The following is a 22,156-nucleotide window of genomic DNA, read 5'->3' as shown; positions in this document are numbered from 1 at the left end:
GGCGACATCCGCGTGGTGCACCATCGGCAGCCGCTTGTGCCCGGCCCAGCCGCCTGCCCACCGCAGGGACTGCGCCAGGTGTGCGTCACCCTCCCCGTAGACGAAGGCGAGCCGGCCGATCCGCACATCGAGCCCGTGCTCACGGTGCAGTTCCAGGAGACCGCGCTCGGCCTCGGCCTTCGAGGCGGGGTATGCGCCCCACATCGCGGTGTCGGGCAGCGGCTCGTCGTCCTCCACCGCGGGGCGCCCGCGCCCGGCGCCGTACACCAGGTTCGTGCTGACCTGGACGAACCGGCCGGCGCCCGCCTCGACCGCGGCCCGGCCCAGGTCCACTGCCGCGTCGCGGTTGACCGTCCACGCCTCCTCGTCGGGCACGCCCCGGAACGCCGCGGCGATGTTCACCACCGCGTCCACCCCGGCCAGTGCCTTGCGTACCGCTTCCGGGTCGCGCAGCTCGCCGACCGCCACCTGCGCCCCGAGCCGGGCGGCCGCCACGCCGCGCGCCTCGTCCCGGACCAGCACCCTTACGCCGTCGCCCGGCGCCGTCCACTGCAGCAGCCGCGGGACGAACCGCCGTCCGACCTCGCCCGTCGCGCCTGTCACCAAAGTCAGCATGTCGTGCCCTTCATTCATCAGGTCGTGTTCCGCTGTGTCCTCAGCGTGGTGCCGGTCGGCGTGCGGCGGGAGAGACCCGTCGATCCAGGGACCAGCAGTCCCTGGATACGGCCCGGCCGCGGCCGCATGCTGGAGGTGTGGACAGAACCGAACTCGCCGACTTCCTGCGCCGCGGCCGCGAGCGCCTCAGTCCCGCCGATGTGGGGCTCGCCGAGGGTGCCCGACGCCGCACTCCCGGTCTGCGCCGTGAGGAGGTCGCACAGCTGGCGGGGATGTCCGTCGACTACTACGCGCGCCTGGAGCAGGCCCGCGGTCCGCGGCCGTCCCGGCAGATGCTGGCCGCGCTGGCCCGTGCGCTGCGGCTGACGGACGACGAGCGCGATCATCTGTTCCATCTGGCGGGAGAGGAGCCACCGCGCGACCACGCCGCTTCGGGACACGTCCGGCCCGCGCTGCTGCTGGTCCTGGACCGGCTGCACGACACCCCCGCGCAGGTGATGAGCGACTTCGGCGACGTACTCGCGCAGAACACGATGGCCGCCGCGCTGGTCGGCGATGTCTTCTCCGGCCCGCCGGAGCAGCGCAACATCGTCCGCCGGATGTTCACCGACCCGGCGGCGCGCGAACTGTTCCCGGCCGAGGACCGGGCCGGGCTCGCCCGCAGCCAGGTGGCGAATCTGCGGGCCGTGCTGGCGGCCCGGCCGGCCGATCCGCGGCCGGCCGCCCTGGTGGCGGAACTGCGCGCGTCCAGCGAGGAGTTCGCCCGGCTGTGGGACGCCCACGAGGTGGCGGTCCGGCGCTCCGCGGTCAAGCGGTTCCAGCATCCCGTGGTGGGACTGCTGGAACTGGACTGCGAGGTGCTGCTGAGCGCCGAGCACGACCAGCGGCTGATCGTGTACTCGGCGCGGCCCGGCAGCGATTCCTACGAGCGGCTGCGGCTGCTGCGGGTGGTCGGTCTGCAGGACCTCACACCGAGCGGCCGCGGCTGACCGAGCCCGCCCCCGTCGGTCTCCGCCCGGCCTACTGGGTCAGGCGCTTGCGGATCCTGCGTTTGAGGGCTCCGGCGAGGCCGCGCCAGTTGGTGACGATCAGCTCCGCGGCGCTCTCCGGGTCGCGGGAGATCCAGACCAGCATCGGCCGCGCGCCGGAGACGAACGTCTTACGTCCCGCCGCCCCCGCCGGAAGCCGCGTGCCGGGGAAGCGGACCGGGAAGTCCTCGTTCCGCTCGCCGTACGACAGGCGCAGCAGTATTTTCCACGATCCCGGCCGGCGGACCTCGGTGCCGAGCCGGCGCACATCGACGACGGTCTGGAAGGTGAGCGCGGTCTCGTCCCCGCCCGGTCTTCCGGTGGGCACGACGACTTCGTATCCGTCGCTCACCCGCTGGAGCACGAAGTGGTGCTCCAGTTCCGCCGGGCGGCTGGAGGCCCGCAGCCGGGTGCGCAGGGCGGCCGTGAAGCGCCGGTTGTCGGGCAGCCAGGCCACATCGGTGAGGTCCGCCCAGTCGGACTGCTCGAACCGGGCGAGCGCCACCAGCTCGTCCAGCAGACCGAGGCGCAGCAGCCGGCCCCGGGCCTGGTCGAGGGGGGAGAGCGGGGCGAGGACCTCCTCCGGGATGAAGTCCGCGAGGAGTTCGCCGGCCAGCCGGACATAGGCCTTCTGCTGGTTCTCGGGCCAGCGCGGGAAGTTGCGGCCGAATTTTCCGAGAATTTCCACCTGGCCCCAGCGCAGCAGCAGGCTGTTGCGCCGGGCGCCGGGCTCGGTGTTCTCGATCACCTTTTCCAGGACCTTGCGGATATTGGAGTAGAAGACCTCGGGGTCGGGTCCCTGCTGGGTGAGATGCGGGAACCCCTCGCGCAGCACGAGGTAGTAGCAGTCGTAGTCCGCGACGACGGAGATGGCCTTGGCGGCGAAATAGGCGGGGACGACGAAGATCTGTTCCTCGCCCAGCCGCACGCCCTCCGCGAAGCGCAATCCGTTGTCGGTCACCAGCGAGCGGCGGAACATCTTATGGGCCGTCAGACTCCATACCGCTTTGGTGCTGTAGATGTCGCCCCGTTCGACATTGTGGCGGAACGGTCCCTCCGCGGCGGAGCGGCCGACTCCGCGGGCGCGTCCGAGTACGACATCGGAATCATCGCGGCGGGCCGCCGCGAGCATGCGCTCCAGCGCTTCCGTGCCCAGATAGTCGTCCGGGTCCGCGAAGAAGAGGAACTCGCCGGTGGCGACCTCCAGGCCACGGTTGCGCGGACCGCCGGGAGCGCCGGAGTTCTCCTGGTGGATGATCCGGATATTGGGGTGTTGCGCCGCCCAGGTGTCTAGCAGCTCGCCGCTGCCGTCCGTGGAGCCGTCATCGACGGCCACGACCTCGATGCGGTCGAATCCAATGGTCTGACCGACGATGGATTCCAGGCATTCATTAAGATAATCGACAGCGTTGTAGACCGGGATGATGACGCTGACCCATTTCTCGGTCATGGTCGCCTCCTTGGTAATGGCCGCGGTAAGCGTGGGGGGAATGGCGATCCGATGGGGGAGTCGTCCGCCGGGCACCGAGGAGGGGAAATATAGCGCAATGGCCGGGCGCGCGGATCCCCGTCGGGCCGATGATATGTGCGCTGATCGGATCATTCCAGGAGACCCGGATGATCAATCACCGAACGGCCGTTCGGTGATCACGCCAGTGCCGGCGCCCGTAGTGCACGATATCCGCCGGTGATCACGATCGTACCGAGTGCGATACCGCTGAGGCCAAAGGGGTCACCGGATCTCGGACTCGCTCACGCCGGGTCCATGGGTCCGTGAATCGTGCGTGAAGCGTTGTCAGGGCGTAAGCAGGTGTCCTACGCTCACACGGTCGTCATCCTGAACACTATTCATGTACGTGATTGGAGCTTGATGAGCGGAAGACGTACAGGCTGGGGAGCGCTGCTCGCCGGCGCGGCCGGACTCGCCGCCCTGCTCGTGCCGATGGCGTCACCGGTGTCCGCCGCGCCGGTGCACACGCCGACGCGGACGAACGCCCGGAGTGCCCCGAAGCCACCGAAGGCCGCCAAGGCCCCGAAGGCCCCGAAAGCCCCGAAAGCCCCAAAGACTGTAGTCCTGGACGGCGAGCAGCTGCGGCAGGCCAAAGCGCGTCTGTCGAACGGCGACCCCGCCGTGCTCCGCGCCGTCGCCGCGCTGAAGGCGCAGGCAGACGGCTGGCTGGCCAAGGGCCCGTGGACCGTCACCGCCAAGGACCGCACACCGCCCGGCGGGGACAAGCACGACTACCTCAGCCAGGCCCCGTACTGGTGGGCGAGCAAGCCGAAGACTGCGGACAACCCGATGGGCTGCCCGTACGTGCAGAAGGACGGCCGGCGCAATCCCGAGGTCGACGCGCTCACCGACCACGAGGAGCGCGGGGAGGTGTTCGCGTCCGCCTACACCCTCAGCCTCGCCTGGTACTATACCGGCGACCCGGCCTACTCACGGCACGCGGCCGAGATCCTGCGTACCTGGTTCACCGATCCGGCGACCCGGATGAACCCGAACCTGGACCACGCGCAGATCATCCCCTGCAAGTACGACGGCCGGGCGATCGGCATCATCGACTTCTCCCAGGGCTTCACCAGCGTCCTCGACGCCACCGCGATCCTCGACACGGGAGCCCCCGGCTGGTCCACGAGCGACCACGGCGGAATGCTCGCCTGGTACGACGGCTTCCGCGGCTGGCTCGGCGGCGGCTTCGGCAAGGAGGAGGCAGCGGCGTCGAACAACCACGGCACCTTCTTCGACATGCAGCTGTCCGCGCTCCAACTGGCCACCGGCCACGCGGATCTCGCCAGGAAGACCGTGCTCAATGCCCGCGCCGGGCGGATCGACGCGCAGATCGCGGCCGACGGCGGCCAGCCCGGTGAGATCTCCCGCACCCGCAGCTGGCACTACTCCACCTTCAACCTGGTGGCGTTCACCCGGCTCGCCGCGATCGGCCGCCACGTCGGCGTCGATCTGTGGGCCCACAAGGGACCCGGTGGCGCGGGGCTGTTCGAGGCGGTCGACTATCTGCTGCCCGCCGCGACCGGCGAGTCCCCCTGGCCGCACCCGGAACTGGACTTCCACGCCTACGCGGCGAGTGACATCGTCCATGCCGCCGCCGACGCCGGGGACGCCAGGGCCCGCGCGGCGGTACCGGCCCTGGAAGCCCCGCCCGGCGGCGACCTGTGGGCGCTGCGCCCGGCGGCCGAGCAGCTGGACTCGATCACCGGCTGAGCGGGACGCTCATACGCCGGGCGGGCCGGACCGCGCCCGCCCGGCGGCCGGGCGCAGCACCCCCGCGCCCACCACCAGTCCCGCCGCGAGCAGCGTCACGAGTCCGAACGACACCGTCAGGGAACTGGCGTTGGCGATCGCCCCGATGGCGGCCGGCGCGACGAGACCCGAGGTGTACGTCACGGTCGCGACGCCCGCGATCGCCTGGCTGGGCACCGGACCGGCGTGCCCGGCCGCGGCGAAGCACAGCGGGACCACCACCGCGATGCCCACACCGAGCAGCGCGAAACCGGTGATGGCCAGTGGCTGCGCGTCGGCGGCGACCACCAGCAGTCCGCCCAGGACGGCGAGTACGCCGCCGGCCCGCACGGTCCGCACCGGGCCGAGCCGTCGTACCACCGCGTCCCCGGCGAGCCGGGTCGCGGCCATGGTGCAGGCGAAGGCCGTGTAACTGGCGGCGGCGACGCCGGCCGAGGCCCCGGTGACATCGCGGAGATAGACCGCGCACCAGTCCATGCTCGCGCCCTCCGCGAAGACCGCGCAGAAACCTATCGCCCCGATGATCAGGGCGGCGCGCGGCGGCAGGGAGAAGCGCGGCGGCGCCTCCGCCTCCAGTTCGGGACGGAGGTCGGGGGCGCCCGCGCAGGCGGCGAAACCGAGCGGGATCAGCACCAGGGCCACCACCGCCAGATGCAGCCGGGCGTCGACGTTCGCATGCGCGGCTGCCACGCCGATCGCCGAGCCTGCCAGGGTGCCCGCGCTCCACATGCCGTGCAGCCCCGACATGATCGAGTTTCCCTTGCGCTGTTCGACGTCGACGCCCAGGGCGTTCATCGCCACATCGGCCATCCCGGCCGAGGCGCCGAAGAGCAAGAGCGCGAAGCACAGCCAGGGCAGGCCGGGCGCCGCGGCGGGCAGGGCCAGCGCCGCGCACCACAGGGCCAGCAGGCCGCGCAGCGCGGCGCGCGAGCCGAAGCGGTGCATGATGCGGCCGGCCAGCGGCATCGCCAGCGACGCGCCGAGCGCGGGGAAGACCAGGGCGAGTCCGAGCTGTCCTGCGCTGAGATCCAGCTGATCCTTGATCCAGGGGATACGGGTGGCGAAGTTCCCGGTGACCGAGCCATGGACGGCGAAGACCGCCGCGATGGCCACATGGGCCCGGCGGAGCCCCGGTTCGGTCTTCTGCATCGCTGCGCTCGTCATGGCGCGTAAGCTATCAGGAAGCCTGCCTGATAGAAATGGCTTTCCGGATGCCGTCCCGGTACCCCGTGTCTGGAAGGATCCCGGCATGACCGCCACCCGCGCCCACACCGGTCCCACGCCCCCCGGCCCCACCGCGTCGCCGCGCACGGCCCGTGTCATCAACGACCGCCTCGCGCTGGGGCTCCTGCAGAGCGAAGGGCCGCTGACCGCAGCCCAGTTGAAATCCCTCACGGGCCTGTCCCGGCCCAGCGTCGCCGACCTCGTCGAACGCCTCCAGGACTCCGGCCTGATCCAGGTCGTCGGCACCTCGGGGGAGGATCGCCGCGGCCCCAATGCCCGGCTCTACGCCATCGTCGCCGACCGCGCGTACATCGCCGGGGTGGACGTCCGCACTTACGGCATCGGCATCACCGTCGCCGATCTGCTCGGCCGCACCGTCGGCTCCGCGGCCATGCCCGTCGGCCCGTCCGACGCCCCGGACCAGGTGACGCGGCGCGGGATCGCCCTGCTGGAACGCACCGCGCGCCAGGCGGGTGCCAAATCCCTGCACACCGTCGCCTTCGGCGCTCCCGGGCTCGTCGACCCCGCCACCGGGCAGCTCCGCGCCACCGGCGCGCTGCCCGCCTGGCACGGCGACCTCGTCACCGAGGTGCGCGGACGGCTCGGGATCCCGGTCCTGCTGGAGAACGAGTGCAACCTGGCCGCGATCGCCGAGCAGCGCGCCGGCGCCGCCCGTGACCAGCACACCTTCGTTCTGCTCTGGCTCGGCGCGGGCGTCGGGGCGGCCGTCGTCCTCGACGGACAGTTGCGGCGCGGCGCCTCGGGCGGCACGGGCGAGATCGGCTTCCTGCCGGTGCCCGGCACGCCGCGGCTCCCCTCGGTGAGCGACTGCGACGGCGGGTTCCACTCCCTGGCCGGCTCCGCCGCCGTCTGCGCGCTGGCGCGACAGCACGGCTTTCCGGGCGCCGACGGCGCCGACGGCATCAACGGCACGGACGGCATCAACGGCACGGACGGCACTGGCGGCGCAGACAACACCGGCGACGGTGCCGCCACGGCCGAGGCCGCCGTCCGCTGGGCGCGCGGGCCCGGGCCGGGGGAGCGCAGCGAGGCGTTCCTTGACGCGCTCGCGGACCGGATCGCCATCGGGGCCGCGGCGGTCTGCGCGGTACTCGACCCCGGCTGCGTGGTGCTGGCCGGCGAGGTCGGCCGGGCGGGCGGCGAGGCGCTGGCCGGCAGGGTCGCCGACCGGCTCTCCTTGATGTCACCGCTGAGCACCGACGTCCGGGCGGGGACCGTCGCCGGCAGCGCGGTGCTGCGCGGTGCGGTGCTGTCCGCCATGGACGCCGCGCAGGAGGTCCTGTTCGCTCCCGCGCCCTGAGCGCACCCGGACCGCCCGTACCCGGCCGGTCGAGGGCACCCGGACCGCCCGGTCCCGGCCGGCCCCCTGCTCGGGAGGTCAAGGCCCCCTTGACATCATGCGCAACCCCGCGTGAGCCAGGCCACAGTCACCTCTCTACCGGTGCTGTGATCAGACGTGGCAGACTGGAGCCTGTATCAGTGACGTTTGCGCACTCCGGGGTCGGTGTAATTCCGAACCGGCGGTTACAGTCCGCGACCCGTCCGCCTCCAGCGGCCGGTTGACCAGGTGAAATTCCTGGACCGACGGTGAAAGTCCGGATGGGAGGCAGTGCGCGGCGGGCAATCACCGGTGCGCCGCTGCTGTCGGCTCGTCCTTCGGGCGAACCGTTTCCCGGCCTCGGCGTCTCTTGGTGCAGTTGTCCGTTCCTGTCTTCGTGACAGCCCCGGAGTCCGTGCCCGAAGAGGCAGGAGGACCCGGTGGCCACAGCAATTCCGGCCGACAGCACGGCGATGCGCCGAGCCATTGCGCTCGCCGCCCGCGGTCTCGGCTCCACCAGCCCCAACCCGGTCGTCGGCTGCGTCATCCTGGACGCCGGAGGCCGCACCGTCGGCGAGGGCTGGCACCAGCGCGCCGGCGGCCCGCACGCCGAGGTCCACGCCCTGCGCGCGGCAGGCGACCTGGCCAGGGGCGGCACCGCACTGGTCACCCTCGAACCCTGCAACCACACCGGCCGTACCGGCCCCTGCTCCCAGGCCCTCATCGAGGCCGGAATCGCCCGCGTCGTCTACGCGGTGGCCGACCCGGACCCCGACGCCACCGGCGGCGCGGGCACCCTGCGCGCCGCCGGGATCGACGTCACGGGCGGGCTGCTCGCCGCCGAGGCCGAACGCGGCAACGAGGTGTGGCTCACCTCCCTCGCCCGCCGCCGTCCCTTCGTGGTGTGGAAGTACGCCGCCACTCTCGACGGCCGGATCGCCGCCTCCGACGGCACCAGCCGCTGGATCAGTTCCGCGGAGTCGCGCGCCGACGTCCACCGGCTGCGCGCCGAGGCGGACGCCGTCGTGGCCGGCTCCGGCACCCTGCGCGCCGACGACCCGCACCTCGCGGTGCGCGGCCAGGACGGCGCCACCCAGCCGCTACGGGTCCTCGTCGACACCGCGGCGACCGTCAAGCCCGGCGCGCGGGTGCTGGACGGCGCCGCGCCCACCCTGATCGCCGTCGCCCCGGACGCCGGCACCGCGCATCTGGACGGCCTCGCCGAGACCGTCCGGGTGCCCCGTGCCGCCGCGGGTCCCGGGCTGGACATCCCCGCCCTGCTCGCCGCCCTGTACGAGCGCGGTGTCCGCTCGGTGCTGCTGGAGGGCGGCCCGACCCTGGCCGGGGCCTTCGTGGCCGCCGGCGCCGTCGACAAGGTCGTGGGCTATCTCGCCCCCGTCCTGCTCGGCGCCGGACCCGCCGCACTGGCCGACGCCGGAATCACCACCATCACGCAAGCGTTGCGGCTCGATGTGACCGAGACGGTCCGCATCGGGCCCGACCTGCGCATCACCGCTTATCCCCACGCCGATTATCCCCACGCCGAGGAGAACTGAAGTGTTCACCGGAATCGTCGAAGAACTGGGCGAGATCACCGCAGTAGAGGAGCTGGCTGATGCCTCCCGCTTCCGCGTCCGCGGCCCCGTGGTCACCGAAGGCGCCAAGCACGGCGACTCGATCGCCGTCAACGGCGTGTGTCTGACCGTCGTGGACTTCGGGGACGGTGAGTTCACCGCCGATGTGATGGCCGAGACGCTCAGCCGCTCCAGCCTCGGCGTGCTGGCCGCCGGCTCCCGGGTCAACCTGGAGCGCCCGATGGCACTCGGCGGACGCCTCGGCGGCCACCTCGTCCAGGGCCATGTGGACGGCACCGGCACCATCGTCGAGCGCAAGCCGGCCGAGCACTGGGAGATCGTCAAGGTCTCCCTCCCGGCCGACCTGACCCGCTACGTCGTCGAGAAGGGCTCGATCACGGTCGACGGCATCAGCCTTACCGTCGTCGACGCGGGCCCCGACTACTTCACGATCAGCCTCATCCCGACCACCCTCGCCCTCACCACGCTCGGCTTCAAGCAGCCCGGCGACCCGGTGAATCTCGAGGTGGACGTACTCGCCAAGTACGTCGAGCGGCTGCTCGGCGCGAACCGGACGGAGACCACGGCATGAGTGCCCTCGGCTGGCTCAACAGCGAGGCGTTCACCGTGTTCGACCAGCACATCATGTGGTCGGACATGGCCGGGAACCTGCTCGGCCTGGGAGCCCTGGCGCTCGGCTGGCGCCGCTCCCTGCTGACCTGGCCCGTGCAGCTGCTCTCCGGCCTCGTGCTGGTCGCGGCCTATGCGTCCGCCCACCTCAGCGGCGGCATCGGCAAGCAGGTCGTCGTCGTCACGGTCGCGGTGTGGGGCTGGACCCAGTGGCGGCGCGGCCGGGGCACGAGCGGCGATCTGGCCATCCGGTTCGCCGGCTGGGCGGAGCGGGCCTGGCTGGTGGCCGGCACCGCCGCGGGCACCGTCGCCCTGGCCATGCTCTTCACCGCCTATCCGAAGCTGTCCTGGGACCCGTGGCCCGACGCGTACATATTCGTCGGCACGCTGACCGCGATGGTCGCCCAGGCCCGCGGCTGGGTGGAGTTCTGGTTCGCCTGGCTCGCTGTCGACGTGGTCGGCGTCCCGCTCGCCTTCAACAACGGCCTGGCCTTCTCCGGCCTGGTCTATGTCATCTACTTCGTGCTGGTCGTCTTCGGTATGCGCGCCTGGTGGCTGCAGACCCGGACGGACAGGGCGCCGAGCGGAACCGTCCCGGATGGAGCAACAGCATGACCGCGCTGCAGACCTGGTACGCCGCCGACGACGGTGATCTCGCCCTCGACCCGGTCGAGCGCGCCATCGCCGATATCGCTGCCGGCCGTCCCGTCGTCGTGGTCGACGACGAGGACCGTGAGAACGAGGGCGATCTCATCATCGCCGCGGAGAAGGCCACCCCCGAGCTCGTGGCCTTCATGATGACCGAGTGTCGCGGACTGATCTGCGTACCGATGGAGGTCCCGGAGCTCGACCGGCTGGAACTGCCGCAGATGGTCGACGCCAACACCGAGTCGATGAAGACCGCGTTCACCGTCTCGGTCGACGCGAGCGCCGCGCACGGCGTCACCACCGGCATCTCCGCCGCCGACCGGGCCACCACCATCCGGATGCTCGCCGACCCCTCCTCGGTCGCGGGCGACTTCGTGCGCCCCGGCCATGTCTTCCCGCTGCGCGCCCGCCCCGGCGGCGTCTTGGTCCGCAACGGCCACACCGAGGCCGGAGTCGATCTGGCGCGGCTGGCGGGGCTGCGCCCGGCCGCGGCCATCGTGGAGATCGCCCGTGAGGACGGCACCATGGCCCGGCTCCCCGAGCTGGTGCCGTTCGCCCGCAAGCACGGTCTGTCGATCATCTCGATCGAGGACCTGATCGCGTACCGCCGCGCGTCCGAGCCCACCGTGCGCCGCGAGGCCGCGACCGGGCTGCCCACCGCCTTCGGCGACTTCCGGGCGTACGGCTACCGCAGCACCACCGACGGCATCGAGCACATCGCGCTCATCGCCGGGGACCTGGACGCGGCGGGCGCGCTCGCCGACGGCGAGAACGTTCTGGTGCGGGTGCACTCCGAATGCCTCACCGGAGACGTCTTCGGGTCGCAGCGGTGCGACTGCGGACCGCAGCTCCAGGCATCGCTCGAAAGAGTGGCATCCGAGGGCCGGGGCGTCGTCCTCTATCTGCGGGGCCACGAGGGCCGCGGCATCGGCCTGCTGTCGAAGCTGCGCGCGTACGAGCTCCAGGAACGCGGCCGCGACACCCTCGACGCGAACCTGGAACTGGGCCTGCCCGCCGACGCCCGCGACTACGGCGCCGCCGCGCAGATGCTCACCGACCTCGGTGTGCGGTCGGTGCGGCTGCTGACGAACAATCCGGAGAAGGTCGACGCGCTGACCCGGCACGGCCTGCGTGTCATCGGCCGGGAGCCGATGGCGATCGCGGCCGGGGAGCACAATCTGCGGTATCTGCGCACCAAGCGGGACCGGATGGGCCACGACCTGCCGTGGCTCGACCCGGTCGTGACCAGCGCCTGCGGCAACCAGTAGCCGACGACGCACCCCTGCACGACGCACCCCCCCGTACGACCCCCGCACGACGAACGACGAGCACCGTACGAGGCATCTCGTACGACGAACACCGGAACTGAGGAGAGACGTGAGCGGTAAGGGCGCCCCCGAGCTGACCGTGAAGAACTGCGGTGACCTGCGCGTGGCAGTGATCGCGGCCCAGTGGCACGTTCAGGTCATGGACGGCCTGGTCGACGGCGCGCTGCGCGCGCTGGCCGAGCTGGGCATCGACGAGCCGACCGTCCTGCGGGTGCCCGGCAGCTTCGAGCTGCCGGTCGTCGCCAAGGTGCTGGCCGGCCGCGGCTACGACGCGATCGTCGCCCTCGGCGTGATCATCCGCGGCGGCACCCCGCACTTCGAGTACGTCAGCCAGGGCGTCACGGCCGGCCTCACCCAGGTCACCGTGGACACCGGGGTGCCCATCGGCTTCGGCGTACTGACCTGTGACACCGAGGAGCAGGCGCTGGACCGGGCCGGTCTGCCCGGGTCGAACGAGGACAAGGGGCACGAAGCGGTCACCGCCGCCGTGGCCACCGCGACCATCCTGCGTTCAGTATCCGAACCCTGGCGCTGAGCGGACGGCACTTCCGCGTAGGGTGTGAGCACCATGGCCAAGAAGACATTCGAGGAGCTCTTCTCCGAGCTCCAGCACAAGGCCGCCACCGGCGACCCCAGCACCTCCCGCACCGCCGAACTGGTGGGCAACGGCGTGCACGCGATCGGCAAGAAGGTGGTCGAAGAGGCCGCCGAGGTGTGGATGGCAGCCGAGTACGAGGGCGCCGACCGCACCGCTGAGGAGATCTCCCAGTTGCTGTACCACCTGCAGGTGATGATGGTCGCCCGCGGGATCTCCCTGGACGACGTCTACGCTCATCTCTGAGCCGTCACCCGCACCGCCGTTCCGCCCCGCATCCCGAACACCCCGCACCCCGAACACCCCGAAACGCAAAGGAAGCTGTCCTCATGCTGCGCATCGCCGTTCCGAACAAGGGTTCACTCTCCGGGCCTGCGTCGGCGATCCTCCATGAGGCCGGCTACCGGCAGCGCAAGGAGTCCAAGGAGCTCGTCCTCGTCGACGCCGACAACCAGGTGGAGTTCTTCTATCTGCGGCCGCGCGACATCGCGATCTACGTCAGTTCCGGCCGGCTCGACATCGGCATCACCGGCCGGGACCTGCTGCTGGACTCGGGTGCGGACGCCGAGGAGATCCTGCAGCTCGGCTTCGCCCGCTCCACCTTCCGCTACGCCGCCGAGCCCGGCACGGCGGAGTCGGTGAAGGACCTCGGGGGCATGACGGTCGCCACCTCCTACGAGGGCGTCGTCGAGAAGCACCTCGCCGACCACGGCATCGCCGCCTCCGTCGTGCACCTGGACGGCGCCGTCGAGACCGCGATCCAGCTGGGGGTCGCCCAGGTCATCGCGGATGTCGTGGAGACCGGGACCTCGCTGCGCAACGCGGGTCTCGAGGTCTTCGGCGAGCCGATCATGGAGTCCGAGGCCGTCGTCATCCGCCGCACCGGCGCGGACGGCGAGGACCCCGACGGCGCGCAGGTCGCCCAGTTCCTCCGCCGGCTGCAGGGCGTCCTGGTCGCGCGACGCTACGTGATGATGGACTACGACATCCGCGTGGAGCAGGTCGAGCGGGCCGTGGCCCTCACCCCCGGCCTGGAGTCGCCCACCGTCTCGCCGCTGCACCACGAGGGCTGGGTGGCCGTCCGCGCGATGGTCCCCAGCCGCGACGCCCAGCGGATCATGGACGAGCTGTACGAGCTCGGCGCCCGCGCGATCCTCACGACCGGCATCCACGCCGCCCGCCTGTGATGTCCGGCAAACCCGGCCCCGCCGGCGATCCCGACGGTGCCGGACCGTCAGAGCCGGGCCCGTCCGACCCCGGCCCCTCAGACCCGGGCCCGTCCGGTCCCACCGCCCTGCCCGAGCTCCCCGTCACCTTCCGGCCGGTCCGCACCCGGGCGGTGCTGCTCTCGGTAGGGACGGGCCTGCTCGCCGTGCTCACGGTGATCGCCGTGATGATGCCCAGCGACGGGGCGGCGCCTTGGGGCCCGGGCGACCGGGCCACCATGATCGTCACCGGAGTGCTGATCTTCGCCGTACTGGCGCGGCTCAGCCGGCTCAAGGTGGTCGCGGACGCCGACGGGATCACCGTCGTCAACCTGGTCGGCACGCGCCGTCTGCAGTGGGCCGAGGTCGTCAAGGTCAATCTGCGGTCCGGTGACCCCTGGGTGTATCTCGACCTCACCGACGGCACCAGCCTTGCCGCCATGGGCATCCAGCCCGGCGGCGGCCGGAACCAGGCGGTCCGCGCCGCCCGCCAGTTGCGGGCGCTCGCCGAAGCCCGTGGTACGGGGCAGCCCGGCGCGCGATAGGCCTGCCGACCGAGCCCCGCTCTTGATTACTCTGGAGTCGGGCAGTGCTTTCCGAGGCTGCCCGCGGGGCCCCACCGACCCAAGGAGTGACACCCAAACGACGATGTCCAAATCGTCTGGTAGTACCTGCGCCGCCCCTCCCTCCCACGGAGTTCCCGGAATTCCCGGAGCGGCGGCATGAGCACCTCCTGGTTGCTGCTGTGTGCGGCATTCGTCCTGATCCTCGCGAACGGCTTCTTCGTCGCGGCCGAGTTCGGCCTGGTGACCGTCGACCGGCCGGCCGCGGAACGCGCCGCCGCCGAGGGCGACCGCCGGGCCCGGAGCGTCGTGGCCGCGCTGCGGAAGCTGTCCTTCCAGCTCTCGGGCACCCAGCTCGGCATCACGATCACCTCGCTGGTGGTCGGCATGCTCGCCGAGCCCGCGCTGGCCCAGCTGCTCACCGGCCCGCTCACCTCCGCGGGCCTGCCGGAGGGCGCGGCCCCCGGGGTCGGCGTCGTCGTCGGCATGATGCTCGCCTCGGCCGTGCAGATGGTCGTCGGCGAGCTCGTCCCCAAGAACTGGGCGGTCTCCCGCCCCCTGCAGGTGGCCCGGTTCGTGGCCGGACCGCAGCGGGTGTTCTCGACGGTCTTCCGGCCCGTCATCGAGGTGCTCAACCGGGCCGCCAACCGCCTGGTGCGGATGCTCGGCGTCGAGCCCGCCGACGAGCTGGCCTCGGCCCGCACCCCCAGCGAACTGGTCTCGCTCGCCCGGCACTCGGCGCAGGCCGGCACCCTGGAGCAGGACACCGCCGACCTGTTCGTGCGCACCCTGTCGCTCGGCGACCTGACGGCGGCGAACGTGATGACGCCACGGGTACGGGTCAGCGCGCTGGAGGACACCGCCACCGCCACCGACGTCCTCAACCTCACCCGGGCCACCGGCCTGTCGCGCTTCCCCGTCTACCGCGAGCGCCTCGACGACATCATCGGCATGGTGCACCTCAAGGACGCCCTCGCCGTCTCCGCCCATCTGCGCGACCGCACCCCGGTGGGCCGGATAGCGGTCTCGCCGCTGCTGGTCCCGGAGACGCTGGCGGGGCGGCAGCTGCTGCAGCTGCTGCGCAGCCAGCAGCCGATCGCCGTGGTCGTCGACGAGTACGGCGGCACGGCCGGCGTGGTGACCCTGGAGGACATCGTGGAGGAACTCGTCGGCGAGGTGCGCGACGAGCACGACGCCGCGGACCTGCCGGAACTGGCGCAGGCGCCCGCCGAGGACGGCCTGCCGGCCTGGGACGCCGACGGCGGCTGCCGGGTCGACATCCTCGCCCGGATCGGGCTGCAGGCCCCGGAGGGCCCGTACGAAACGGTCGCCGGCCTTGTCGCCGACCTGCTGGCACGCATCCCGGAACCCGGTGACACCGCGCAGCTGCCCGGCTGGGAGCTGCGGGTGCGGGACGTCTCCCACCACCGGGCGGAACGGGTGCGGATCGTGCGCACCGGTACCGCCGACGACCAGGAGGCGGCCCGGTGAGCGTCCTCCAACTGCTGTTCGCCGTCCTGCTGGTGCTCGCCAACGGCTTCTTCGTCGGCGCGGAGTTCGCGCTGGTCTCGGTGCGCCGCAGCCAGATCGAACCCCTCGCCGCGGAGCACCGGCGGGCCCGTACCGTCCTGTACGGGCTGGAGAACCTGCCGCGCATGATGGCGGCCGCCCAGTTCGGCATCACCGTGTGCTCGCTCACCCTGGGCGCGGTCGCCGAGCCGACCATCGCGCATCTGCTGGAACCGGTCTTCGAGGCCGTCCGGATGCCCGGGGGACTCGTTCACCCCGTCGGGTACGTTCTGGCGCTCGCGGTGGTGGTCTTCCTGCACCTGGTGATCGGCGAGATGGTGCCGAAGAACCTGGCGATGGCCGCCCCGGAGAAGACCGCACTGTGGCTCAGCCCCGGACTCGTGGCCTTCGCCCGGGTGTTCCGGCCGGTGATCACGGTGCTGGGCAGCTGCGCGCGGCTGATCCTGAAGCTGTTCCGGGTCGAGCCGAAGGACGAGGTCGACTCGGTCTTCACCAGCGAGGAGCTGACCGTCCTCGTCGAGGACGCCCGGCGGGCCGGGCTGCTCGACCACGACGAGCAGGAACGTCTCGAGGACGCCCTGGAACTGGGCACCCGCCCGGTCACCGAGGTGCTGCTGCGCCCCGCCGAGCTGATCGCGGTGGACCCGTCGGTGACCCCGCGCCAGGTCGAGGAACTGACCGTGCACACCGGGTACTCACGGTTCCCCGTCGTCGGCCCCGACGGCGCCTACCTGGGCTATCTGCACGTCAAGGACGTACTCGACGTGGAGGACGGGGGCCGTCCGGTGCCGCAGCGGCTCTGGCGCCCGATGGCGACGCTGCGCGCGGACCTGCCGCTGGACGACGCGCTGACCCAGATGCGGCGGGCGGCGTCCCACCTCGCGGCCGTGGCGGACGCCGACGGGCACCCGATCGGGCTGGTCGCCCTGGAGGACGTCCTGGAGATGCTCGTCGGGGAGGTCCGCGACCCGGCGCACCGCGCCCTGCCGACGATCGCCGGACGGGCCTGAACCTCGGGCCTGAACCGCCGGGCTTGATGAACCGCCGGAGCCGGCCGGCCGGGGACGGCTACTCGGCCGGTTCGCCCGGCGGCACCCCCGGGCCGCGTCCGGACAGCACCTCGCCGTACGCCTGCATCAGGTCGGGGAGCCGCAGGGTGGACAGATCGTCGCGGCTGGGCGCGCCGGGGTAGTCCGACAGCCGCAGATCGCGGTAGGCGCAGCTCTTCTCATACAGGGTGCGCAGCAGCCGGCCGTTGCCCAGCTCGTCTATCCAGCCCTGGTCGACGACATGGGCGCTGATGGCCCGCAGTTCCTCCAGGGCCTCCTCGTCCCAGTGGTCGCCGTTGTCGGCGGCGAGGACCTCGCCGATCCGGGTCAGCTCCAGGGGGCGGTAGCTGGGGAAGTCGACCCGGGTGGTGAAACGGGAGCTGAGCCCGGGGTTCACGGCCAGCAGCCGGTCCATGCCCTCGGGGTAGCCGGCGAGGATCACCACCAGGCGGTCGCGGTTGTCCTCGGCGCGCTTGAGGAGCACCTGGAGCGCCTCGTCGCCGTAGGCGTCGCCCTTGGAGTAGCCGGAGTTGGACAGGGCGTACGCCTCGTCCACGAAGAGCACCCCGCCGAGCGCGGAGTCGATCAGCTCATTGGCCTTGACCGCGGTCTGGCCGAGGAACTCGCCCACCAGGTCGGACCGCTGGGCCTCGACGAGATGATCGCCGCCGAGCAGCCCCAGCGCGTAGAAGACCCGGCCGAGTATCCGGGCCACGGTGGTCTTGCCGGTGCCGGAGGGGCCGGAGAACACGAAGTGGCGCTTGGGGGGCTGCACGGGCAGCCCCTGGCTTGCCCGCAGCCGGGCCATCCGCAGCTGCGCGGAGAGCGCCCGTACCTGCCGTTTCACCGGTTCCAGGCCGACCATGCGGTCGAGTTCGGCGAGTGCCTGGCCCAGAAGCAGCGGGTCGGGCGCGGCCATCGCCGGCTGCGGCGGCAGGGCCATGGACGGGACGGCGGCCTTCTCCCGTACGTCGTCGTCGGGCGGGCCGAGGGTCAGCGCGGGCTCGTCGAGCTCGGTTCCGGGTCCGCGGCCGTCCAGCGGCTCGCCGGTCAGCAGGGCGGAGTCCGGGCTGTCCAGGACGTCGGGGGAGGCCTGGCCGAGCCCGGCCAGCGAGACGGCCGCCAGATCGGCGCCCTCGTCGAGGCCGTCCGACTCGTTGATCGCCGCCAGCCGGGCGGCGGTGTCCATGAAGGAGGGATCCACCCGGTGCACGGCCCGGTACAGCGGCAGCGCCGCCGCGGTGCGGCCCGTCCCCTCGTAGGCACGGGCCAGCCAGTAGCGCAGCTCCTTGCGCTGCGGCTGCTCGCTGCGGCAGCGCATGAGCGCGGCGGCCAGCAGCGGCTCCGCCTGCCCGCACAGCTCCAGCCGGACACGGGCCATCCCGCCGAACAGGCCCGCCTCGATGCCGAGCACCGGATCGCCCAGCAGCGGCTCGGTATTGCGGACCAGCTGCTCCCAGTCCTTGACCAGATAGGCCCGGCAGGCGTGGAGGAAACGGACCTGCCGGTCGGCGTCCACCGGAGGGCATTCGGCCAGCGCGCGGTCGAGTTCGGCGACATGCCGGCCGTCCAGCCAGTGCGAGGCGTGGGCGAGCAGCAGATCGCGGTCGGACTCCAGCACCGGCTGCACCCACCAGCCGAGCCAGTACCAGGAGTTGATCGAACGGCGGTGCGCCCTGCGCTCCTCGCCGAACCGGTCCCGGTGGCGGTACATCTGCAGCAGCGCGGTCGAGGTGTCCGCGCGCAGCGCGTGCAGGCCCAGCCAGGCGTCCGCCATGCCCGGATCGAGCCGGACCGCCGCCCGGAACTCCTCCTCGGCCTGTGCGTACGCCCCCACTGTGTAGGCGTCGACGGCGCGCAGCCAGGCGAGGCCGGCGGGGGCGCCCGGGCGATCTGTGCCGAAGTCCATCAGGTCCCCACCAACCGTTCCCCCGCGGCTTGCTGCTGTACTCCGTCCCAACCCTGAGGACCGGGACGGGAGTTGGTGCAGGAGGGCCGTGCCCCCACCTGCGACCGCACCCCGTTCGCATCGTACCTGCGATGACCGGCGCACCGTAGGGCAGTGCGGCGCTGTCCACGGGGGTGCGCCCTTCGACGCACGGGCTGCACGTGGTGACGGTGGGTGAGGGAAATGGTGCGCGAGGGGCCGATGGGTCGGCCGGGGCACAGCGAAACCCCCGGTCACGGGGGAACGACCGGGGGTTTCGGATCATGGGCGCGGTCCGCACTGACCGCGTATTGAGAACGTAATTCCTGCACACCCCCCGGGTCAAGCCGCTCCCGAGCGCTCCCTCGGGGTCGTCCGGAAGTGGCAGCGCACCGACGGCAGCCGGTCACTTTCCGTGAGGGAATGAGGCGTTCAGGCCCGACTCCCGAGCCCCGGGAGCACCTCATATCCCCCTGGTCGCTGCAGCACCACGTGATCGGCGAACGGCTGTGAGGGATCCAACGCGAAGTGCGCGTCCTGCGCCCGCATCCAGGAGTCCCAGAACGCGTCCATCCCCGGCCCGTCCCGCAGCTGCCCGCGGCTTCTGGCCCTATCGCGGGGCACTTCGAGCCACAGCAGATGGGACAGCAGCGGCCGCAGCTCCCGGCGTCCGCTGCCGACGCCCTCCAGCAGGACGACGGGCGCCGGCGGCACCTCGCGTACGCCCTCGAAGCGCCGGGCCGTCCAGTCGTAGACGCGATGCCGGGCCGCCCGGCCGGCCGTCAGCGGCTCCAGGACCTGTGCCTGCAGCCGCCCGGTCCACGCGAACAGTTCGTCATGGGTGGCCAGATCGTCCAGGTGGACGACGGGCGCCCCGCCGAGCGCGCCGGCCAGCCGGGCGGCGAACGTGGTCTTGCCCGAGCCGGCGTGCCCGTCCACCGCGACGACCCGCACCGGGCCGCACGACGGCGGCAGCCCGCGCAGATGCGCGGCGAACCACGCGAGCGGGTCGCGGGGGACGGGGGCGGCGTGATCATCCATCGGGCCCAGGATACGGCGCGTCCGCGGCAGGACGTGTCCTGCCAGGTGCCCTCCGCGGCGTGCCAGGAGCGTCTACGGTGAGACACGTGACCGACTCCTCCGCCAGCTCCGCTGCCAGTGCTTCCGTCTCCTCCGCCGGGCTGTATCCGGCCGAGCGGCTCGAACTCGCCCGCAAGGCCGCCGCCGAAGCGGGTCTCGACGCCCTGCTGATCTCGCCGGGCGCCGATCTGCGCTATCTCACCGGCTATCACGCGGTGCCGATGGAGCGCCTCACCTGCCTGGTGGTGCCCGCCGACGGGGAGGCATTCCTCGTCGTCCCCGCCTTGGAGAAGCCGGCCGCGCTGGCCTCACCCGTCGGCGCGCTCGGTATCGGCGTCACCGGCTTCGCCGAGACCGACAACGTCTATGAGCTGATCGCCGGCAGGCTGCCGCGCGACACCGGCCGGATCGCCGTCGACAACCACATGTGGGCCGAGAAGCTGCTCGCCTTCACCGCCGCGCTGCCACGGGTGCAGGCCGTGCTGGCCGGAGAGGTGCTGCAGGAGCTGCGGATCCGCAAGAGCCCGGCCGAGGTGACGGCGCTGCGCAGGGCCGGGGCCGCGATCGACCGGGTGCACCGCAGGATCGGGGAGTGGCTGCGGCCCGGCCGCACCGAGCGCGAGGTCGCCCGCGACATCGCGGACGCCATCATCGCCGCGGGCCACACGACCGTCGACTTCGTCATCGTCGGCTCAGGACCCAACAGCGCGAGCCCGCACCACGAGGTCTCCGACCGGGTCATCCGCACCGGCGATCCCGTCGTCGTCGACATCGGCGGCACCACCGAGGACGGCTACTGCTCCGACTCGACCCGCACCTACGCCGTCGGAGAGCCGCACCCGGACTTCCGGGAGCTGTACGACGTGCTGCAGCGCGCCCAGCACGCCCAGGTCGAGGCCGTGCGACCCGGGATCACCGCCGAGGCGCTGGACGCGGTCGGACGCGACATCATCGCCGACGCCGGCTACGGCGAGCACTTCATCCACCGCACCGGACACGGCATCGGCCTGGAAACCCACGAGGAGCCGTACATCGTGTCGGGCAGTGACCGCCCGCTGGAGCCGGGCATGGCCTTCTCGATCGAACCCGGCATCTACCTCCCCGACCGGTTCGGCGCCCGTATCGAGGACATCGCGGTATGCACCGCGGACGGCGGCGAGCGGCTGAACCTGACGGGCCGTGACCTCGTGGTCCTGCCGGGATAGCGCGGCGCGGTGCGCGGCTTTCGCGTACTCGTCGCCGGATTCGCGATCGGGGCTGGTGGCAACCGAAGGAGATCCGTCCGATGCACCGACTGCCGACACAACTTCCGCGGGTGACCTGGGCCGAGGCCAGCGCCCGCCGGCTGGAGCGGCAGGCGCTGGCCGCCCCCTCGAAGGACGCGGGGCCTGCCGGGATCGCCGGTGCCATGTGCGGCGCGCACGCCCAAGTGCTGTCCGCCGCCGAGCTGTCCATCGGGCTGCGGATCGATGGTGGTACACGGGGCGACATCAGGGACGCGCTGTGGACCGGGCGCAGTCTGGTCAAGACCTTCGGTCCGCGCGGCACCGTTCATCCGCTGCCGCCGGCGATCTGCCGATGTGGACCGGTGCGCTGTCCGCGGTCCCCGGCGAACGGAACGCCTTCCCCCAGGACGTGCGGTTGACGTCAGCGCAGACCGAGGAGGTCATCGGGGCCGTCGATGAGGCGCTCGCGGACGCGGAACTGACCATCGACGAGCTGAGCGAGGAGGTCCCCGGCCCAGGACCGGGCCCTGGGCCGGGGACCTCGTCATGCCCGCCTTCCAGGGGATGTGGCCGCGCTGGCGCCAGGCCCTGGCGACGGCGGGGATACGGGGCGCGCTGTGCTTCGGCCCCAACCGGGGCCGCAAGGTCACATACACCAGCCCCCGCCGCTGGCTGCCGGCGCTGCGGCCCGACGACGGACCCCCCGCGCTCGCCGCTCTCGTCCGCGCCTATCTGTACGCGTACGGGCGGCCACGCCCGCGACCTTCGCGAAGTGGCTGGCGGCACCCGGCCGTTGGGCCGCCGAGCTGTTCGACTCCCTGGCCGGGGAGCTCCAGCAGGTTGATTTCGACGGCGCCACCGCCTGGGTGGTGGCGGGGGACACCGTGTTCCCGGCCGCCGAGCCCCGGGGCGTACGACTGCTGCCGTACTTCGACGCTTACGTGGTGGCCTGCCAGCCGCGCGAACGGCTCTACCCCGGCCGGGCCGCAGAACGCGCGCTGACCCCCGGAGGCCAGGCCGGCAACCATCCCGTGCTGCTCGTCGACGGGACCGTCGCCGGAGTCTGGCACCAGCGCCGCTCCGGCCGGCGACTCGACATCACGGTGGAGACGTTGCGACCGCTCACCGTCCCGCAGCTGGGGGAGCTGGACGGCCAGGCCGGGCGCATCGGGGAAATCCTCGAAGGGACACCCCGGTTGACGATAGGCGACGTGCCGGTGGGCGCTCATGCTTAGAGACTGTCCGCCGACCGGGGGACAGGAGAGGCCCCAGGCGGGACCTGGACGTTCTTCCGACGGAGCGTCAGTGGTCTGATCCAATGTTGGCCGGTGAC

The 22,156-nt window shown here is 72.2% G+C and carries 19 protein-coding genes, 1 pseudogene and 1 riboswitch; of the genes and pseudogenes, 15 read left to right on the top strand and 5 right to left on the bottom strand.

All coding sequences use genetic code 11. The annotated features are described in order from the left end of the window. The coding region (locus tag QMK24_RS29915) for an NAD-dependent epimerase/dehydratase family protein (RefSeq protein ID WP_283469949.1) at positions 1-615 on the bottom strand (615 nt) is incomplete at its 3' end. Positions 616-752: 137 nt separating this feature from the next. Here QMK24_RS29915 and QMK24_RS29910 point away from each other — a divergent pair. Continuing rightward, positions 753-1,604, top strand: a complete 852-nt coding sequence (locus tag QMK24_RS29910; protein WP_283469948.1) for a helix-turn-helix transcriptional regulator — start codon at positions 753-755, stop codon at positions 1,602-1,604. Between the two features lie 31 nt (positions 1,605-1,635). Here the strand turns inward: QMK24_RS29910 and QMK24_RS29905 are convergent, their stop codons facing one another. Beyond that, complete coding sequence (locus tag QMK24_RS29905; RefSeq protein ID WP_283469947.1) at positions 1,636-3,093, bottom strand: glycosyltransferase family 2 protein; 1,458 nt, start codon at positions 3,091-3,093, stop codon at positions 1,636-1,638. Between the two features lie 420 nt (positions 3,094-3,513). On the opposite strand from QMK24_RS29905, the gene QMK24_RS29900 reads away from it, so the two are divergent. Continuing rightward, positions 3,514-4,866 (top strand): alginate lyase family protein, encoded by a 1,353-nt coding sequence (locus tag QMK24_RS29900; protein WP_283469946.1) that lies wholly within the window; start codon positions 3,514-3,516, stop codon positions 4,864-4,866. Positions 4,867-4,875: 9 nt separating this feature from the next. Here the strand turns inward: QMK24_RS29900 and QMK24_RS29895 are convergent, their stop codons facing one another. Then, positions 4,876-6,069, bottom strand: coding sequence for an MFS transporter (locus tag QMK24_RS29895; protein ID WP_283469945.1), 1,194 nt, complete (start codon positions 6,067-6,069; stop codon positions 4,876-4,878). A gap of 85 nt (positions 6,070-6,154) precedes the next feature. Here QMK24_RS29895 and QMK24_RS29890 point away from each other — a divergent pair, with 85 nt between their 5' ends. The 11 genes from QMK24_RS29890 to QMK24_RS29840 all read left to right on the top strand — a co-directional run bounded on the left by QMK24_RS29890 (position 6,155) and on the right by QMK24_RS29840 (position 16,551). Next, positions 6,155-7,450, top strand: coding sequence for an ROK family transcriptional regulator (locus QMK24_RS29890; RefSeq protein WP_283469944.1), 1,296 nt, complete (start codon positions 6,155-6,157; stop codon positions 7,448-7,450). A gap of 186 nt (positions 7,451-7,636) precedes the next feature. Further along, positions 7,637-7,767: riboswitch (FMN riboswitch) on the top strand. 174 nt (positions 7,768-7,941) lie between these two features. After that, positions 7,942-9,024 (top strand): bifunctional diaminohydroxyphosphoribosylaminopyrimidine deaminase/5-amino-6-(5-phosphoribosylamino)uracil reductase RibD, encoded by a 1,083-nt coding sequence (ribD, locus tag QMK24_RS29885; protein WP_502962547.1) that lies wholly within the window; start codon positions 7,942-7,944, stop codon positions 9,022-9,024. Between the two features lies 1 nt (position 9,025). Next, complete coding sequence (locus QMK24_RS29880) at positions 9,026-9,634, top strand: riboflavin synthase (protein WP_283469942.1); 609 nt, start codon at positions 9,026-9,028, stop codon at positions 9,632-9,634. Then, complete coding sequence (locus QMK24_RS29875; protein WP_283469941.1) at positions 9,631-10,287, top strand: nicotinamide mononucleotide transporter family protein; 657 nt, start codon at positions 9,631-9,633, stop codon at positions 10,285-10,287. Before QMK24_RS29880 ends, QMK24_RS29875 begins: the two co-directional genes overlap by 4 nt. Beyond that, on the top strand, positions 10,284-11,588 hold the full coding sequence (locus QMK24_RS29870; RefSeq protein ID WP_283469940.1) for a bifunctional 3,4-dihydroxy-2-butanone-4-phosphate synthase/GTP cyclohydrolase II: 1,305 nt from the start codon (positions 10,284-10,286) through the stop codon (positions 11,586-11,588). The genes QMK24_RS29875 and QMK24_RS29870 overlap by 4 nt, the downstream gene beginning before the upstream one ends. 109 nt (positions 11,589-11,697) lie before the next feature. Beyond that, the gene (gene ribH / locus QMK24_RS29865) at positions 11,698-12,183 is read left to right on the top strand and encodes a 6,7-dimethyl-8-ribityllumazine synthase (protein ID WP_283469939.1); all 486 of its coding nucleotides are present in this window, start codon (positions 11,698-11,700) and stop codon (positions 12,181-12,183) included. Positions 12,184-12,216: 33 nt separating this feature from the next. Further along, positions 12,217-12,489 carry a phosphoribosyl-ATP diphosphatase gene (locus QMK24_RS29860; RefSeq protein WP_283469937.1) on the top strand — a complete coding sequence of 91 codons (273 nt, stop codon included), beginning with the start codon at positions 12,217-12,219 and terminating at the stop codon, positions 12,487-12,489. 83 nt (positions 12,490-12,572) lie between these two features. Next, positions 12,573-13,430 (top strand): ATP phosphoribosyltransferase, encoded by an 858-nt coding sequence (gene hisG / locus QMK24_RS29855; protein WP_283469936.1) that lies wholly within the window; start codon positions 12,573-12,575, stop codon positions 13,428-13,430. Then, positions 13,430-13,993, top strand: coding sequence for a PH domain-containing protein (locus QMK24_RS29850; protein ID WP_283469935.1), 564 nt, complete (start codon positions 13,430-13,432; stop codon positions 13,991-13,993). The genes hisG and QMK24_RS29850 overlap by 1 nt, the downstream gene beginning before the upstream one ends. A gap of 177 nt (positions 13,994-14,170) precedes the next feature. Beyond that, entirely contained in the window at positions 14,171-15,502 is a 1,332-nt protein-coding gene (locus tag QMK24_RS29845; RefSeq protein ID WP_283469934.1) for a hemolysin family protein, read from the top strand. Continuing rightward, entirely contained in the window at positions 15,499-16,551 is a 1,053-nt protein-coding gene (locus QMK24_RS29840) for a hemolysin family protein (RefSeq protein WP_283469933.1), read from the top strand. The genes QMK24_RS29845 and QMK24_RS29840 overlap by 4 nt, the downstream gene beginning before the upstream one ends. 58 nt (positions 16,552-16,609) lie before the next feature. Here QMK24_RS29840 and QMK24_RS29835 read toward each other — a convergent pair whose 3' ends face one another. Then, entirely contained in the window at positions 16,610-18,499 is a 1,890-nt protein-coding gene (locus QMK24_RS29835; RefSeq protein WP_283469932.1) for an AAA family ATPase, read from the bottom strand. A gap of 450 nt (positions 18,500-18,949) precedes the next feature. Next, positions 18,950-19,558: a uridine kinase family protein gene (locus tag QMK24_RS29830; RefSeq protein WP_283469931.1), complete on the bottom strand. Its 609-nt coding sequence runs from the start codon at positions 19,556-19,558 to the stop codon at positions 18,950-18,952. Between the two features lie 86 nt (positions 19,559-19,644). Here QMK24_RS29830 and QMK24_RS29825 point away from each other — a divergent pair, with 86 nt between their 5' ends. Both QMK24_RS29825 and QMK24_RS41970 read left to right on the top strand, forming a co-directional pair. Beyond that, on the top strand, positions 19,645-20,802 hold the full coding sequence (locus QMK24_RS29825) for a M24 family metallopeptidase (RefSeq protein ID WP_283469930.1): 1,158 nt from the start codon (positions 19,645-19,647) through the stop codon (positions 20,800-20,802). 80 nt (positions 20,803-20,882) lie between these two features. Continuing rightward, positions 20,883-22,058: pseudogene (locus QMK24_RS41970) on the top strand (winged helix DNA-binding domain-containing protein). Positions 22,059-22,156: the final 98 nt, after the last annotated feature.

The organism is Streptomyces sp. PH10-H1 (assembly GCF_030063355.1).
In the GTDB taxonomy this organism is placed as follows: Bacteria; Actinomycetota; Actinomycetes; order Streptomycetales; family Streptomycetaceae; genus Actinacidiphila.
This window is presented reverse-complemented; position numbering and strand designations above follow the sequence as displayed.

Coding starts and splice junctions, on each gene's coding strand:
- ribD (WP_502962547.1), top strand. CDS start 7,942: ATGCGCCGAGCCATTGCGCTCGCCGCCCGCGGTCTCGGCTCCACCAGC.
- hisG (WP_283469936.1), top strand. CDS start 12,573: ATGCTGCGCATCGCCGTTCCGAACAAGGGTTCACTCTCCGGGCCTGCG.
- QMK24_RS29830 (WP_283469931.1), bottom strand. CDS start 19,558: ATGGATGATCACGCCGCCCCCGTCCCCCGCGACCCGCTCGCGTGGTTC.
- QMK24_RS29875 (WP_283469941.1), top strand. CDS start 9,631: ATGAGTGCCCTCGGCTGGCTCAACAGCGAGGCGTTCACCGTGTTCGAC.
- QMK24_RS29850 (WP_283469935.1), top strand. CDS start 13,430: ATGTCCGGCAAACCCGGCCCCGCCGGCGATCCCGACGGTGCCGGACCG.
- QMK24_RS29860 (WP_283469937.1), top strand. CDS start 12,217: ATGGCCAAGAAGACATTCGAGGAGCTCTTCTCCGAGCTCCAGCACAAG.
- QMK24_RS29870 (WP_283469940.1), top strand. CDS start 10,284: ATGACCGCGCTGCAGACCTGGTACGCCGCCGACGACGGTGATCTCGCC.
- QMK24_RS29845 (WP_283469934.1), top strand. CDS start 14,171: ATGAGCACCTCCTGGTTGCTGCTGTGTGCGGCATTCGTCCTGATCCTC.
- QMK24_RS29835 (WP_283469932.1), bottom strand. CDS start 18,499: ATGGACTTCGGCACAGATCGCCCGGGCGCCCCCGCCGGCCTCGCCTGG.
- QMK24_RS29900 (WP_283469946.1), top strand. CDS start 3,514: ATGAGCGGAAGACGTACAGGCTGGGGAGCGCTGCTCGCCGGCGCGGCC.
- QMK24_RS29895 (WP_283469945.1), bottom strand. CDS start 6,069: ATGACGAGCGCAGCGATGCAGAAGACCGAACCGGGGCTCCGCCGGGCC.
- QMK24_RS29890 (WP_283469944.1), top strand. CDS start 6,155: ATGACCGCCACCCGCGCCCACACCGGTCCCACGCCCCCCGGCCCCACC.
- QMK24_RS29905 (WP_283469947.1), bottom strand. CDS start 3,093: ATGACCGAGAAATGGGTCAGCGTCATCATCCCGGTCTACAACGCTGTC.